This window comes from Vagococcus proximus (assembly GCF_029143285.1).
GTDB lineage: Bacteria > Bacillota > Bacilli > Lactobacillales > Vagococcaceae > Vagococcus_D > Vagococcus_D proximus.
Genome location: NZ_JAPDSH010000003.1, coordinates 168,501 through 184,729, shown reverse-complemented (window position 1 = coordinate 184,729; position 16,229 = coordinate 168,501). Strand labels below are relative to the sequence as shown.

General features: G+C 37.1%; 13 protein-coding genes. All 13 read left to right on the top strand.

Going from position 1 to position 16,229, the window contains the following annotated elements:
- The first annotated feature begins 1 nt into the window (after position 1).
- The 13 genes from mutS (at position 2) to OL233_RS05405 (ending at position 16,225) form a co-directional block, all read left to right on the top strand.
- Positions 2-2,611, top strand: a complete 2,610-nt coding sequence (gene mutS / locus OL233_RS05465) for a DNA mismatch repair protein MutS (protein ID WP_275471354.1) — start codon at positions 2-4, stop codon at positions 2,609-2,611.
- A 35-nt stretch (positions 2,612-2,646) separates the two neighbouring features.
- Positions 2,647-4,662 carry a DNA mismatch repair endonuclease MutL gene (mutL, locus tag OL233_RS05460; RefSeq protein ID WP_275471353.1) on the top strand — a complete coding sequence of 672 codons (2,016 nt, stop codon included), beginning with the start codon at positions 2,647-2,649 and terminating at the stop codon, positions 4,660-4,662.
- Positions 4,663-4,691: 29 nt separating this feature from the next.
- Positions 4,692-5,243: a Maf family protein gene (locus OL233_RS05455; RefSeq protein ID WP_275471352.1), complete on the top strand. Its 552-nt coding sequence runs from the start codon at positions 4,692-4,694 to the stop codon at positions 5,241-5,243.
- 115 nt (positions 5,244-5,358) lie between these two features.
- The gene (ruvA, locus tag OL233_RS05450) at positions 5,359-5,976 is read left to right on the top strand and encodes a Holliday junction branch migration protein RuvA (protein ID WP_275471351.1); all 618 of its coding nucleotides are present in this window, start codon (positions 5,359-5,361) and stop codon (positions 5,974-5,976) included.
- A gap of 15 nt (positions 5,977-5,991) precedes the next feature.
- Positions 5,992-7,002 (top strand): Holliday junction branch migration DNA helicase RuvB, encoded by a 1,011-nt coding sequence (gene ruvB, locus OL233_RS05445; RefSeq protein ID WP_275471350.1) that lies wholly within the window; start codon positions 5,992-5,994, stop codon positions 7,000-7,002.
- Between the two features lie 125 nt (positions 7,003-7,127).
- Positions 7,128-8,162 carry a tRNA preQ1(34) S-adenosylmethionine ribosyltransferase-isomerase QueA gene (gene queA, locus OL233_RS05440; RefSeq protein WP_275471349.1) on the top strand — a complete coding sequence of 345 codons (1,035 nt, stop codon included), beginning with the start codon at positions 7,128-7,130 and terminating at the stop codon, positions 8,160-8,162.
- A 119-nt stretch (positions 8,163-8,281) separates the two neighbouring features.
- A complete protein-coding gene (gene tgt / locus OL233_RS05435) occupies positions 8,282-9,427 on the top strand; it encodes a tRNA guanosine(34) transglycosylase Tgt (protein WP_126831776.1) in 1,146 nt (381 codons plus the stop codon).
- An 81-nt stretch (positions 9,428-9,508) separates the two neighbouring features.
- Complete coding sequence (gene yajC / locus OL233_RS05430; protein ID WP_437184405.1) at positions 9,509-9,814, top strand: preprotein translocase subunit YajC; 306 nt, start codon at positions 9,509-9,511, stop codon at positions 9,812-9,814.
- 80 nt (positions 9,815-9,894) lie between these two features.
- Entirely contained in the window at positions 9,895-10,182 is a 288-nt protein-coding gene (locus OL233_RS05425; RefSeq protein ID WP_275471348.1) for a post-transcriptional regulator, read from the top strand.
- Positions 10,183-10,327: 145 nt separating this feature from the next.
- Positions 10,328-12,910, top strand: coding sequence for a bifunctional acetaldehyde-CoA/alcohol dehydrogenase (gene adhE / locus OL233_RS05420; protein ID WP_275471347.1), 2,583 nt, complete (start codon positions 10,328-10,330; stop codon positions 12,908-12,910).
- 145 nt (positions 12,911-13,055) lie between these two features.
- Entirely contained in the window at positions 13,056-13,925 is an 870-nt protein-coding gene (mreC, locus tag OL233_RS05415; RefSeq protein WP_275471346.1) for a rod shape-determining protein MreC, read from the top strand.
- Entirely contained in the window at positions 13,918-14,445 is a 528-nt protein-coding gene (mreD, locus tag OL233_RS05410) for a rod shape-determining protein MreD (protein ID WP_275471345.1), read from the top strand. Before mreC ends, mreD begins: the two co-directional genes overlap by 8 nt.
- Before the next feature lie 133 nt (positions 14,446-14,578).
- The gene (locus OL233_RS05405; protein ID WP_275471344.1) at positions 14,579-16,225 is read left to right on the top strand and encodes a C40 family peptidase; all 1,647 of its coding nucleotides are present in this window, start codon (positions 14,579-14,581) and stop codon (positions 16,223-16,225) included.
- The last annotated feature ends 4 nt before the right edge of the window (positions 16,226-16,229 follow it).

Below are 16,229 nucleotides of genomic sequence, written 5' to 3'. Positions count from 1 at the left end.
GGTGCCACAAAAAACAAAACATACACCAATGATGGAGCAATATTTTAAAATAAAAGAAAATTACCCAGATGCTTTTTTATTCTATCGTTTGGGTGATTTTTATGAAATGTTTTATGACGATGCAATCAAAGCCTCTCAAATTTTGGAGCTGACATTAACGAGTCGTAATCGTAATGCAGATGATCCAATTCCGATGTGCGGTATTCCGCATCATGCGGCGCAGGGGTATTTGGATACTCTAATAGAAAAAGGTTATAAAGTTGCTTTATGTGAGCAAGTTGAAGACCCTAAAACGGCTAAAGGTATGGTTAAGCGTGAAGTTGTTCAACTTGTAACGCCAGGAACGGTCATGGCGTCAAAAGGAATCGATGCGAAAGAAAATAACTACCTAACTGCAATCGTTTCGACGGAAGGCAGTAGTCCGTATGGCTTCGCTTATGCAGACCTGACAACTGGGGAGTTAAAAACAACCGTTTTGCCTGATCAGGAAAGTGTGCTAAACGAGGCATCTAGCTTACAAACACGTGAGGTTATTGTAGGGAACAGTTTACCCGAAGAGTTGAAACATAAGTTGACCCAACGTCTTAATGTGGTGTTCTCAGAACAATTTGAAACATTAGAAAATGCGGAACTAAGTTATTTAACCCAAGATTTAACCGATGTCTTAATGGCTGAAGTGGTTAATAAATTATTGGCTTATTTACTTGGTACTCAAAAACGTAGCTTGTCTCATTTACAACAAGCACGCATTTATGAACCAAAGCATTTCTTAAAAATGGACCATTATTCAAAATTTAATTTAGAGTTAGCTCAGTCGATTCGAACAGGTAAAAAGCAAGGAACATTATTGTGGCTACTTGATGAAACAAAAACAGCAATGGGTGGTCGTTTACTGAAACAATGGTTAGACCGTCCGCTTATTCAAGAACATCAGATTAAAGAGCGTCAAAACATGGTGGAGAGTTTGATTCAAGCCTTCTTTGAACGAGTTGATTTACAAGAAGCGTTAACTAATGTTTATGATTTAGAACGTTTAGCAGGTCGCATCGCCTTTGGCAGTGTTAATGGTCGTGATTTAATTCAATTGAAATCATCTTTAGAACAAGTGCCGCAAATTGAACAATTATTAACAGGGATTAACAGGGGCGAATGGCAAGAGTTATTAGGTGGATTAGACCCTGTTACAGATGTCGTTTCCTTGATTAATACTGCCATTCATGAAGACTCACCGCTTACGATTACGGAAGGTTCGGTCATTAAAACAGGCTACAATGAGCAACTAGATGTGTACCGTGAAGCGATGACTAATGGGAAACAGTGGATTGCGTCACTAGAAGCTAAAGAACGTGAAGAAACAGGAATTAAGACCCTGAAAATTGGGTTTAATCGTGTATTTGGCTATTATATTGAAGTGACAAAAGGACAATTAGCTAATGTGCCAGAAGGACGTTACGAAAGAAAGCAAACATTGGCAAATGCGGAACGTTATATTACTCCTGAATTAAAAGAAACGGAACGTTTGATTTTAGAAGCTGAAGAAAAATCAAAAGATTTAGAGTATCAGCTATTTATTGAAGTCAGAGAAACGATTAAAGCGGCAATTGGTCGTATCCAAAAATTGGCCCATGCAGTGGCGACAGTTGATGTCCTGCAAAGTTTTGCTACGGTCAGTGAAAAATACCAATATGTTCGTCCAAATATGGTAGCAGGTAGTCACAAATTGCTATTAAAAGAAGGACGTCATCCGGTTGTTGAAAAAGTAATGGGGCATCAAGAGTACATTCCGAATAGTGTGATGATGGATGAGGATACCTCTATCTTGCTTATTACTGGGCCGAATATGTCTGGTAAGAGTACTTATATGCGTCAACTTGCTCTCACCGTAATTATGGCTCAAATGGGCTGTTTTGTTCCGGCAGAATCAGCAGATATGCCGATTTTCGATCAAATATTTACACGTATTGGTGCGTCTGATGATTTGATTTCAGGACAGAGTACGTTCATGGTTGAAATGATGGAGGCGAATGAAGCATTACGTCATGCGACACCGAATAGCTTAATCTTGTTTGATGAGATTGGTCGTGGGACGGCTACATATGATGGAATGGCTTTAGCTGAAGCGATTATTCATTATATTCATGATAAGGTAAAAGCTAAAACACTCTTCTCAACTCATTATCATGAGCTGACGGACTTAGATAAAACGTTAGAAGGTTTAGTGAATTGTCACGTAGGGGCTGTTGAAAAAGATGGAGAAGTTGTCTTTCTGCACAAAATGCTAGAAGGACCTGCGGATAAGAGTTATGGTATTCATGTAGCTAAGTTAGCTGGTTTACCGGATGATTTATTAGACCATGCTTCTACTATTCTTGAGGTATTAGAATCAGGTAATCCTGTAGTTAAAGTAGTACCAAAAGAAATTGAAGTAGAACAAGCTCCAGTTGTTAATCAACCTAAAGTCGAAGAAGAAGTGAGTCAGTTGTCATTGTTTAATGATGTTTCTCCAGAGCTAGAGGCTCTAGTAGCCGAAGTTAAAGGGTTGAACATGTTAGAGATGACACCGATGGCCGCGCTCAATACATTATATGAGTTACAAAAGAAATTAAATTAATGACACGATAATTCAAGGAAAGGAGAGGCATCTATATGAGTAAAATTGTTGAACTATCAGAAATGTTAGCCAACCAAATCGCAGCAGGTGAAGTGGTTGAAAGACCAGCATCAGTTGTTAAAGAGTTGGTTGAAAACGCGATTGATGCGGGAAGCACCCAGATTGATATTTATTTAGAAGAAGCTGGACTCCGTAAAATCCAAATCATTGATAATGGTGAAGGGATTGAAGCGGAAGATGTGTTAAACGCCTTTAAACGTCATGCAACGAGTAAAATTCATACCCGTGATGACCTTTTCCGAATTCGAACATTAGGGTTTAGGGGAGAAGCGCTGCCGAGTATCGCATCTGTCTCGGAATTAACCTTGGAAACCTCAACAGGTGAAGCAGTAGGGAGTTATGTCAAACTATCAGGTGGTTCGGTTGTCGAACATAAACCTCACTCTCTCCGTAAAGGAACAAAAATCACTGTTGAGAATTTATTTTTTAATACACCGGCTCGTTTGAAATATGTCAAAACCTTACAGACAGAATTATCAAATGTGGGAGATATTGTTAACCGTTTGGCTTTAAGTCATCCGGATATTGCTTTTCGTTTAATTCATGATGGCAATAAAATGTTGAGTACAACTGGTAATGGTGAGATAAAGCAGGCTATAGCGGGGATTTATGGTGTTGAAACAGCTAAAAAAATGGTGGCATTAGAACAGGATGATTTAGATTTTAAAGTGTCTGGTTTTGTGTCATTACCTGAATTAACCCGTGCAGGTCGTCATTATTTATCGCTGATTATTAACGGTCGATATATTCGTAATTTTTCTCTTAATAAAGCGATTGTTGAAGGCTATGGTTCTAAGCTAATGGTTGGCCGTTATCCGATTGCAGTTATTCAAATTGACATGGATCCGTTGCTAGTTGATGTGAATGTACATCCTACTAAACAAGAAGTTCGTTTGAGTAAAGAGAAAGAATTAATGGCGCTAATTACAGCAAGTATTCAGGAAGCTTTGGGTGATAAGCAGTTAATCCCAAAAGTTGACCCAGCAGAGCTTAGTTTTAAAAAACAACTTCCAAAAGAAGTGAAAAGTGAACAGTTGGCTATGCCCTTTGGCGAGATAAAACAACCGTCAACCGAAACGATTGTTTCTGAAGCTAACTTAAAAAGTGAATCGTTAGCCTTTGACCGTAAAACAAACCAATTTTACGTGCCAAATGAATCTGTTACGCCAGTTGTTACGCCAAAAACCCGACCTACTACTGAAGAGACAGTAAGTAATGGGCCTATTGTTGAAGTAATCGAATATACGGTTGCAGAAGAGTCTGAAAAAATAGCAGATAAGTCTTTAGAAAATATTGACGATGCTCTTTTTGACGATCCTTTTGCCAGTGACTACAGAAATATAACAAGTGAGTTGACTGAAACCGAAGAAGTTGAGAGTGAACCATCCGAACAAGCGATTGAATTTCCACACTTGGAATACTTTGGTCAAATGCATGGAACGTATCTGTTTGCCCAAAGTGACCAAGGGTTATATATTATTGATCAACATGCTGCACAGGAGCGAATTAAGTACGAGTATTTTCGTGAAAAGATTGGCGAAGTGGGGGATGAGTTACAAGAATTGCTTGTTCCAATTGTTTTAGACTATCCGACCAGTGAGTGGCTAAAAATTCAGGAGAAATTATCTGATTTAACTGAGGTTGGTATTAATTTAGAACCATTTGGTCAGACGAGTTATATTTGTCGTGCTCATCCAACGTGGTATCCGCCAGGTAGCGAAGAAGACGTCATTAAAGAGATGGTAGATGTATTACTTAAAGATGGAAAAGTTAGTGTGGCGAAGTTTAGAGAAGACACAGCGATTATGATGAGCTGTAAACAGTCGATAAAAGCTAATCACCATTTAAATGAAGCGCAAGCTAGACAATTATTAAAAGATTTGGAAAAATGTGACAATCCCTATAATTGTCCGCACGGTCGACCAGTTCTTGTTCATTTTGATAATAAAGATATGGAAAAAATGTTCAAGCGAATTCAAGATCCGCATTAAATTACGTGATAGAAAGTGAGTGACTCCTAATGACAATTATATTGGCCTCGCAGTCTCCGAGAAGAAAAGAATTGTTAAGCATGGTTGTTTCTGAATTTGAAACGATGCCTGCTGATATAGATGAAACAGTAAAAGAGGGGATTGCTCCGCTGGATTATGTGTTAGAAATGGCCCAAGAAAAAGCGGCATGTATTGCAAAAAATCATCCAGATGATTTAGTGATTGGTAGTGATACGACAGTAGTGGTTGATGGCATGATTTTAGGGAAACCTGTAGATGAAGCTGATGCTAAAGCGATGCTTACACAGTTGAGTGGGACAACCCATCATGTTCATACGGCAGTTTGTATGATGAAAGGCTCCGATATTAAATCAGAAATCATCACAACCGAAGTGACATTCTTTGACCTAACAGAGCGTGAAATTGAAGAGTATGTCGCAAGTGGGGACCCAATGGACAAGGCAGGGGCTTATGGGATTCAAGGTCCAGGCACGTTGTTTGTTAAAGCGATTCAAGGTGATTTTTATGGCGTAGTTGGTTTTCCGATTGCTTATGTTAAACGCATGCTAGCTGAATTTTAAAATAAAAGACCAGTTCAACTGGTCTTTTTATTTTCTCTTGAGACAGTAGCTATTCACGTTTTAAGAAATATGCTACAATAAGGCGAACGCATGTACTTATTCAAGGAGGAAGAAAATGTACGAATATATTAAAGGACAAGTAACTTTTGTAAGTCCTTATTACATAGTAGTTGAAGCGAATGGCATCGGGTATCAAGTTGCAGTAGCTAATCCATTTATGTATCGTGTGGATGAGACGGTTGTAAATGTTTATTTACAACAAGTGGTGAGAGAAGATTCTCAGACCTTGTATGGTTTTAGTTCGATACAGGAAAAACAATTATTTATTAAACTAAATAGCGTTTCAGGGATTGGTCCTAAGAGTGCGTTAGCCATCATGGCAAGTGATGATCACGGTGGTTTAGTGAGCGCGGTTGAATCAGCGGATTCAACGTTCTTAACAAAATTTCCAGGAGTGGGTAAAAAGACTGCGCAGCAAATGATTTTAGATTTAAAAGGAAAATTAACAGATATTGGCATAGAAGCCGGTGGGCGTCAGACGAGCTTAGATATTGATTCCGCACCGGTATCAAGTAGTGATAATCTACTGTTAGATGAAGCGTCAGAAGCATTACAAGCATTAGGTTACAGCGCTAAAGAAGTGAAGCGTGTGTCTAAAGAATTAGCTAAAGTAGAGGCGACAACAACTGATGAGTATCTACGCCAAGGCTTAAAATTAATGATGAAAAAATAGAAAGTAGGAATGTGAATGACGGAAGAACGTATTGTTTCAGGTGATATATTGAATGATGAACAAACAACTGAAATGTCCCTACGTCCACAGTTTCTATCTCAGTATATTGGGCAACAAAAAGTAAAAGAAGAACTAGGGATATATATATTAGCGGCAAGAGAACGAGCTGAATCTTTGGATCACGTTTTATTATATGGACCTCCTGGATTGGGTAAGACAACAATGGCGATGGTTATTGCAAATGAAATGGGTGTTCAAATCAGGACAACGAGTGGACCTGCAATCGAAAAGCCGGGTGATTTAGTAGCATTGTTAAATGAGCTAGAGCCAGGTGATGTTTTATTTATTGATGAAATTCACCGATTGCCTCGTGTAGCAGAAGAGATGCTTTACTCAGCAATGGAAGATTTTTACGTAGATATTATGGTTGGCCAAGGCCCAACATCTCATCCTGTTCATTTTACTTTACCTCCTTTTACGTTGGTTGGTGCAACAACTAGAGCAGGGATGCTATCTGCTCCTTTAAGAGATCGGTTCGGCATTATTTCGCATATGGAATATTATGAGACTCAGGATTTAAAAGAAATCGTCCTCCGTTCAGCTGATATTTTTGAGACAGAGATTGTCGAAGAAGGTGCTTATGAAATTGCTCTTCGTTCTCGTGGGACACCACGTATCGCCAATCGTTTACTAAAGCGAGTTCGTGATTTTGCACAAGTTCAAAGTGATGGGATTGTTGACCGCTCGGTTGCAGATAAAGCGTTGAGTATGTTGCAAGTTGATCATGCGGGATTAGATTATGTGGACCAAAAGTTACTTCGTACGATGATTGAGCTCTATCAAGGAGGGCCAGTTGGGTTAAGTACGATTGCTGTGAATATTGGTGAGGAGACCGAAACGGTAGAAGATATGTACGAGCCTTATTTGATTCAAAAGGGGTTTATTAAACGGACTTCTAGGGGGAGACAAGTCACACCACTTGGATTTGAACATTTAGGATACGATCCCATTAGTGAAAGAGAATAGAGAAGTAATGGCGAGTGAGCTATTGCTTCTTTTTTATGAGGCGGATACGGTCGCATAAGTTTGAAAAAAATGATAAACTAACAAAGAGATTACTATATGAAGAGATAAGGGAAGAGTGACGATAGATGACATTTACGACAAATGATTTTGATTTTGATTTACCAGAAAACTTGATTGCTCAAACACCATTAGCAGACCGTCAAAGTTCGCGTTTATTGGTTGTGGATAGAGAAACAGGTGAGCTTCAAGATAAACATTTTTACGATATTTTAGATGAGTTAGATGAAGGTGATGCCTTAGTTATGAATAATACGCGTGTGTTACCTGCTCGTTTATACGGTGAAAAACCGGATACAGGTGGACATTTAGAAGTATTACTTTTAACAAATACAGAAGGAAATCAGTGGGAAACACTTATTAAACCTGCAAAACGTGCTAAAAAGGGGACTATGATTTCTTTTGGTGACGGTAGACTTAAAGCGGAGGTTATCGAAGAACTTGAGCATGGTGGTCGTATCATTGAATTTAAATATGAAGGTGTCTTTTTAGAGATTATTGAATCTCTAGGTGAAATGCCTTTGCCACCTTATATTAAAGAGCGCTTAGAGGATCCAAATCGTTATCAAACCGTTTATGCAGAAGAAAATGGCTCAGCGGCAGCGCCAACGGCTGGTCTTCATTTCACAGAAGAATTATTAGAAAAAATTAAAGCTAAAGGGGTTAAATTGGTTTACCTAACACTTCATGTCGGACTAGGAACTTTCCGACCCGTAAATGTTGAATCAATTGAAGACCACGAGATGCATAGTGAATTTTATAAATTAACGGAAGAATCAGCGGCAGCTCTTCGTGAGGTCAAAGTGAATGGTGGACGTATTGTGGCAGTAGGAACAACATCTATTCGCACACTTGAAACAATTGGGACAAAATTTAATGGTGACATTAAAGCAGATAGTGGTTGGACAGATATCTTTATAACACCAGGGTATAAATTCAAACTAGTTGATGCCTTTTCAACCAACTTCCATCTGCCTAAATCAACATTAGTGATGTTAGTGAGTGCTTTTGCAACACGTGACACAGTGATGTCAGCTTACCATCATGCGATTGAAGAAAAATATCGTTTCTTCAGTTTCGGTGATGCTATGTTTGTGAAGTAAATTAAAAAGGTAAAAAAGACCAAAAGTAGGTTTGGATTACCTTGCTAAATCATGTAATCAAGAGTATGATATTTAACGTATATAATTAGACAGTTACTTAATAGAAAGTAGGGTACGACATGACAGAACCAGCCATTCGTTATCGATTAATAAAAACAGAAAAACACACAGGAGCACGTTTAGGTGAAATCATCACGCCTCACGGAACATTCCCAACGCCAATGTTTATGCCAGTGGGAACACTAGCGACAGTTAAAACTATGGCACCTGAAGAATTAAAAGAGATGGGTGCCGGTATTATCTTAGCGAATACTTACCACCTATGGTTAAGGCCTGGGGAAGATTTAGTAGAAAAAGCAGGTGGCTTACATAAGTTTATGAATTGGGATCAAGGGATTTTAACAGATTCAGGTGGTTTCCAAGTATGGTCATTATCTGAGATGCGTAATATTACTGAAGAGGGTGTTAGTTTTAAGAACCACTTAAATGGATCTAAAATGTTCCTTTCTCCAGAAAAAGCAATTGGGATTCAAAATAAACTAGGCCCAGATATCATGATGAGTTTTGATGAATGCGCGCCGTTTTATGAGAGTCATGATTATGTGAAAAAATCTATTGAGCGTACAAGTCGTTGGGCAGAGCGTGGGTTGGAAGCGCATGCTAATCCTGATCGTCAAGGATTATTTGGAATTATCCAAGGTGCAGGATTTAAAGACTTACGTGAACAGAGTGCCAAAGATTTAATTAGTATGGATTTCCCAGGATATTCTATTGGTGGCTTATCAGTAGGGGAAACAAAAGAAGAGATGAACCGCGTATTGGACTATATGAATCCAATTATTCCTCAAGATAAACCACGTTATTTAATGGGTGTAGGTACTGCCGATTCACTTATTGATGGTGTTATTAACGGGGTTGATATGTTTGACTGTGTATTACCAACACGTATTGCACGTAATGGTACTTGTATGACTAGCCAAGGTCGCTTGGTTATTAAAAATGCAAAATATGCAGAAGACTTCCGTCCAATAGATGAAAAATGTGATTGTTATGCTTGTCGTAACTATACACGTGCGTATATTCGCCACTTGATTAAATGTAATGAAACATTTGGTATTCGATTAACGTCATATCACAATCTTTATTTCCTACAAACCGTGATGAAAGACATCAGACAAGCGATTATGGATGATAACTTGTTGGAATACCGTGAAGCATTCTTTGAAGAGTATGGATTTAATAAAGAGAATGCAAAAAACTTTTAAAATTTCCTTAAAATAGCTAGTATCTTTAATAGTTATTTGTTAGAGTGATAATTAGATATAATTAAATGAGGTGGAAAAAATATGGCAATGTTATTACCGTTAATCGTATTAGGTGGAATGATGTTCTTCATGACTCGTTCACAAAAGAAACAACAAAAACAGCGTCAAGACTTACTAAACAGTATGACTGTTGGGAGTTCAGTTGTTACAATCGGTGGTTTACACGGGATTATTGAAGAAATTGATACTGAAAAAAATACAGTGATTTTAAACTGTGAAGGTATTCTATTAGAATTTAATCGTGTTGCGATTTCTACAGTAACAGCTTCTACTGAAACTGTAAAACCTGTGTCAGTTGTTGAAACAACTGAAGAAGATAATAAGTAATTTTTTTTAAGGGAGAATCTTATAGATTTCTCCTTTTTATTTTCACTTAATTAGAGTTATAAAAAAGGTAGGTGAATCGAATGACCGTTCCAAACTATACGGGGTATAAAGGATTACTTTTAAATACGGCTGTAAAGAAAAAATATAATGAGTTTACTAAACACGGCTATAAAGAAATTAAACTAGAAGAGTTTTGGGACTATTTAGAAAATTATCGTTGGCAAAAGAAAGATGCCAAAAATGTTTGGGAAAAACGACGAGATATTCTATCAGTCACAGAGAATGAGTTTTTTGATTATCAGGTTATAAGAGCAAGTACAATTAGACCGCAAGATTTTGATTGGAATAAGATTGATGATTTATTATAGAAAAGAGCACTTATCCACAGGTGTTCTTTTTTTATTTTTACCTAATGTGAAAATAATCACAATTGAATGTTTACTTTTTAATTTGTGTGTAGTATGATGATTGTGAAAAGATTAACAAAAGAAAATTTCATGGAGGGATACATACATGGCAACTGAAAAAGTAACTGTAAATGTAGAAAAAATGATCGATGAATTAGTACTTAAAGGAAATAAGGCTCTGGATTTAATGGAAGATTTCAACCAAGAAAAAGTAGACCATATCGTTCACCAAATGGCGATGGCAGCACTTGATGCTCATATGCCACTTGCTAAAATGGCGATTGAAGAAACAGGTCGTGGAATATATGAAGATAAAGCAATTAAAAATATGTACGCATCTGAATCAATTTGGAATAGTATCAAAAATGATAAAACAGTGGGCGTGATTAACGAAGATAAACAAAAAGGGTTGGTAGAGATTGCCGCACCTATTGGAGTAGTATGCGGGGTAACACCGACAACTAATCCAACATCAACAACTATATTTAAAGCAATGATTTCAATTAAAACACGTAACCCAATCGTATTTGCTTTTCATCCAAGTGCTCAAAAATGTTCAGCAGAAGCTGCACGAATTGTTAGAGATGCAGCTGTAGCGGCAGGTGCTCCAGAAGATTGTATTCAATGGATTGAACATCCATCTTTAGAAGCAACAAGCGGATTGATGAATCATCCAGGTATTGCAATCGTTTTAGCCACAGGTGGTTCAGGTATGGTGAAGTCAGCGTATTCAACTGGAAAACCAGCTTTAGGTGTTGGTCCAGGTAACACGCCAGCCTATATTGAAAAGACAGCAAAAATTAAGCGTGCAGTTAACGATGTAATTGTATCAAAAACATTTGATAACGGAATGATTTGTGCATCGGAACAAGGAGTTATCGTAGATAAAGATATTTATGACGCAGTGAAAAAAGAATTTCAAGCGCATCAAGTTTACTTTGTTAAATCATCAGAGTTGTCTAAATTAGAAGCGACAGTGATGAACGAAGCGAAAACAGCAGTTAATCCAGCTATTGTGGGGAATTCAGCAGAAGCGATTGCTAAGTTGGCGGGAATCACTGTTCCAAAGGGAACAAAAATGTTAGTAGCGGAATTAGAAGGTGCAGGGATTGAGTACCCATTATCACTAGAAAAATTATCACCTGTTCTAGCTATGATAAAAGCAAGCGACCAAAAACATGCTTTTGAGTTATGTGCTAAAATGCAAGAATTTGGGTTGGGGCATACAGCAGTCATTCATTCAGAAGATGAAGAGTTGCAAACTAAATTCGGTATGAAGATGAAGGCATGTCGTATTTTAGTAAATAGCCCTGCTTCAGAAGGTGGTATCGGTGATATTTATAATGAAATGATTCCATCGTTAACATTGGGTTGTGGGTCTTACGGAAAAAATTCAGTTTCTAAAAATGTGTCATCTATTAACTTAATCAATATTAAAACTATCGCGAAACGGAGAAATAATATGCAATGGTTCAAACTTCCATCTAAAATTTACTTTGAAAAAAATTCTTTAAATTATTTAGAAGAAATGACTGATGTAGAACGTGTTTTCTTAGTCTGTGATGAAGGAATGGTTAAACTAGGCTATGCAGATCGTGTTATGGAAACATTACGTCGTCGTCATAATAAGGTTCAAATTGAAGTTTTCTCGGATGTTGAACCAGATCCATCAAGTAACACAGTTTACAAAGGAACAGAAAGAATGGTAGCTTTCCAACCAGATACAGTTATTGCTTTAGGTGGAGGGTCAGCGATGGATGCGGCTAAAGGAATGTGGTTATTTTTTGAACATCCAGATACAGAATTCTTTGGAGCTAAGCAAAAGTTCTTAGATATTCGTAAACGTGCTTATAAAATACCAACCGCTGAAAAAGCTAAATTTGTTTGTATTCCGACTACATCAGGAACGGGGTCAGAAGTAACACCATTCGCAGTTATCACAGACAGTGAAACAGGCGTTAAATACCCATTAGCGGATTATGCTCTTACACCAGACGTAGCGATTATTGATCCACAGTTTGTTTTATCAGTTCCTCGTTCAGTAACAGCTGATACTGGAATGGATGTTTTAACTCATGCAATTGAATCATATGTATCAGTTATGGCATCAGATTATACACGTGGCTTAAGTTTACAAGCGATTAAATTAGTATTCGAAAACTTACAAGAGTCTTGCGATAATCCTAACGAAGATAATCGTGAAAAAATGCATAATGCTTCAGCTCTTGCAGGGATGGCTTTTGCTAATGCTTTCTTGGGAATTTGTCACTCAATCGCTCATAAATGTGGAGGAGAATACCATATTCCACACGGTCGAACAAATGCTATTCTTTTACCACACGTGATTCGTTATAATGCGAAAGATCCATCGAAACATGCGATGTTCCCTAAATATGATTACTTCCGTGCTGATCAAGATTATGCTGATATTGCGAGATTTATGGGAATGAAAGGTGAAACAACAGAAGAATTAGTTGAATCACTTGCTAAAGCAGTTGCTGATTTAGGTAAAAGTGTTGGTATTGATATGAGTTTCAAAGCGCAAGGTCTAACGAAAGAAACATTAGATCAAACAGTGGATCATTTGGCTGAGTTAGCCTATGAAGACCAATGTACAACAGCTAATCCAAAAGAACCTTTAATCAGTGAATTAAAAGAAATAATTATCCAAGCATACAACGGAAAATAAGGATATAAAAGGTACGAAAAAAAGAAGTCTGCTATAAGTAGACTTCTTTTTGTGCGTAATTCTTTAGATAGAAAAAACAAATGAATAGTGTTAAAATAATGGACAGGTGTCAAAAGATTGTAAGAAAGGGATTTGAGGTGTTTAAGTGAAAAAAAATAATTCCAGTAAAAACATAATAATCGCCATAATAGTAATGGTAGTTGTCGTATTCTTAGTAAGTTTTACGGTGGCTAAACGAAATGAGTCTAAAAATTCAAGTGTTGTAGGGTCAACAGTAGATGATAGTGTTGGGTTGATAGACCGAGCGATTTCATTTCCTGTAAGAGCAATACAAGGTGGGATTTCATCTATTGGTAATTTATTTACCACCTATAATGAAAATGACCGACTAAAAAAACGTATTGATCAATATGAGGTATTAGAGAGTGAAAATGAAAGTTATAAAAAAGAAAATGCAGAGTTGAAAAAACAACTCGGTATGGATGATTCTTTAACTAATTATGACAAATTAACAGCCAATGTCATCAGCCGTTCGCCAGATACGTGGCAAAATATTTTAGTTATAGATCGCGGAGCGAATGTTGGAATCGAAACAGGGATGCCGGTTATTGGTGAAGGTGGCTTAGTAGGCCGTGTTATTGTAGCGAATGCGATGTCATCTAAAGTTGAGTTATTAACATCAACTAATCAAAATGCCAATCATTTTCCAGTAATGATTACTCCAGAAGGAAAAGAAGCTGCCTACGGTGTATTATCTGATTACTCAGAAAAAGATAATGTATTTGTGGTTAAGCAATTGACCTCTTTATCAGGTATTAAAGAAGGCGATAAAGTGTCAACATCAGGTTTAGGTGGTGGTTCACCACGTGGGTTACCAGTTGGTGAAGTTGTTAAAATTAAAGAAAGTGGTTTTGGACTAGATAAAGAAGTTTATATTAAAGCCAATTCTTCTATGTATGATATGTCAGTTGTAACTGTAATTAAACGATTAGTTGAGAGTGATGAAAATGAATAAGATATTTACAAACAGTGTAATGAAGCTACTGGTCCCTTTTATTTTATTATTTTTAATGTTGTTTGATGGTCAATTGAGTAACATGTTACGTCATGTTACTGACAATACAATTTACTTTAATAGTCATTTATTTTTAATAGGATTGATTATTTCAAGTTTATATTTTGATAAACGTTACGTGATGATCGTTAGTTTAGTATTAGGTGCCATTTTTGATTGGCATTACTATAATATTATAGGAATTAATATTGTAGTGTTACCTTTGACTGTACTCTTTATATATGTAGTATTTAAATATGTAAAACCGACAATATTTACATTGTTGATGAGTCTAGTGGTATTTATAACAGTAATGGATGGTACAGCTTATTTATTACAAGTGATATTCAAATTAACAAATCCGGCTTTTCAAAAATTTATAACAAATAATATAGGGCCAACACTGATTATGAATATTGCCATATGCATACTATTCAGTTATCCCCTTAATAAATTAATTGAAAAGAGAAGTAATGATTAAATGTTACTTTGAAATATTTTTGTAACATAGCTATTATATCACTGACATCTTCCTATGATACAATTCAGATGTTGATTAGGAAAAGTAGAAATTAACCAATTAGTTTAAAATAAAGTACACGGAGGAATACAACGTGAAAAAGCGTATTATATCAATGTTAATGCTAAGTTCAATCGTTTTAGGTGCAGTTGCTCCATCGGCGGCGTTAGCAGATGAATTAGATTCACAAATTAAAGATTCAAATAATAAAATTAAAGAGTTAAATTCAAAAGAGGCTCAAGCAAGTTCTCAATTAGTGGCGGTAAGATCAAATATTGATAATATTAAAGCTGAAGCAGCTGACTTACAAGCTGAGCAAGATCAAATTTCTGAAAAAATTTCAAAATTAGCTTCAGAAATTAAAGAATTAGATTCTCGTATTGATAAACGCGATGCTACTATTAAAGAGCAAGCTCGTTCAGTTCAAGTAGACGGAAAATCATCAAATTTCTTGGATGCAGTTTTAAATTCTGATTCAATTTCATTAGCAATTACTCGTTTAGCAGCAACTACTAAGTTAGTTAATGCAAGCAATGATTTAATGAAACAACAAGAAGAAGATAAAAAAGCTGTTGAAGCAAAACAAGCTGAAACAAAAGAAAAATCAGAAGAATTAAACCAAAATGCAGTAGCTTTAGAAGTTAAAAAAGGCGAACTTTTAGATCAAGAGTTACAACAAGAGTCATTAGTTAACGAAATTTCAGCTGAAAAATCAACTGAAGAAAATAAAAAATCAGGATTCTTACAAGCTAAAGCAGAAGCAGAAGCAGAACGTGCTCGTCAAGTTGCGTTACGTGAAGCAGCAGAAGCCAAAGCAAAAGAAATCGCTCAAGCAGAAGCAATTGCTCAAGCACAAAAAGAACAAATTGCTAAAGCTCAAACAGAAAAAGCATTGAATGAAATTTCAGGCGTTCAAAACTTAACAAATGAATCAGGTGCTTTTGTTAGTACAACTAACCCAGTTCAAGCACAAACAGAAGAAACTGAAAATGTAACAACAGAAGTTTCAGATTCAAATGTTGTATCTGAAGAGTCACAAACACAAACAGAGTCACAAACGGAAGGTACGCTTGGTACTGAAACGACATTAACAGAAGAAACATTACCTTCAGAAACAACACCGGTTGTTCCAGAGGTAACATTACCTTCAGAAACAGCACCAGTTGTTCCAGAAGTAACACCAGAGCCAACTCCAACGCCGGAACCAACACCGACACCAGAGCCAACTCCAACGCCGGAACCAACACCGACACCAGAGCCAACTCCAACGCCGGAACCAACACCGACGCCAGAGCCAACTCCAGAGCCAGCTCCAGCACCAAAACCAGAGCCGACTCCAGAGCCAGAACAAAAACCAACACCACCAGCACCACCAGTAGCAAACCCTTCAGGTAGCGCTATTGTTGCTGAAGCTATGAAACATTTAGGTAAACCTTATGTATGGGGAGCTAAAGGTCCAGAATCTTTTGACTGTTCAGGATTCACAGCATATGTTTATCGTCAAGTAACAGGTAGAGAAATTGGTGGATTTACTGTACCTCAAGAAAGTGCTGGAACACAAATTGCTGTTTCACAAGCACAACCAGGAGATTTACTATTCTGGGGAGGACATGGTGGTACATACCACGTAGCAATTTCAACAGGTGGCGGGAATTATGTTCACGCTGCTAACCCTAATGAAGGTGTTATCACTGGATCAGTTCAATGGTTCACACCAGATTTCGCAGTACGCGTACTATAATATA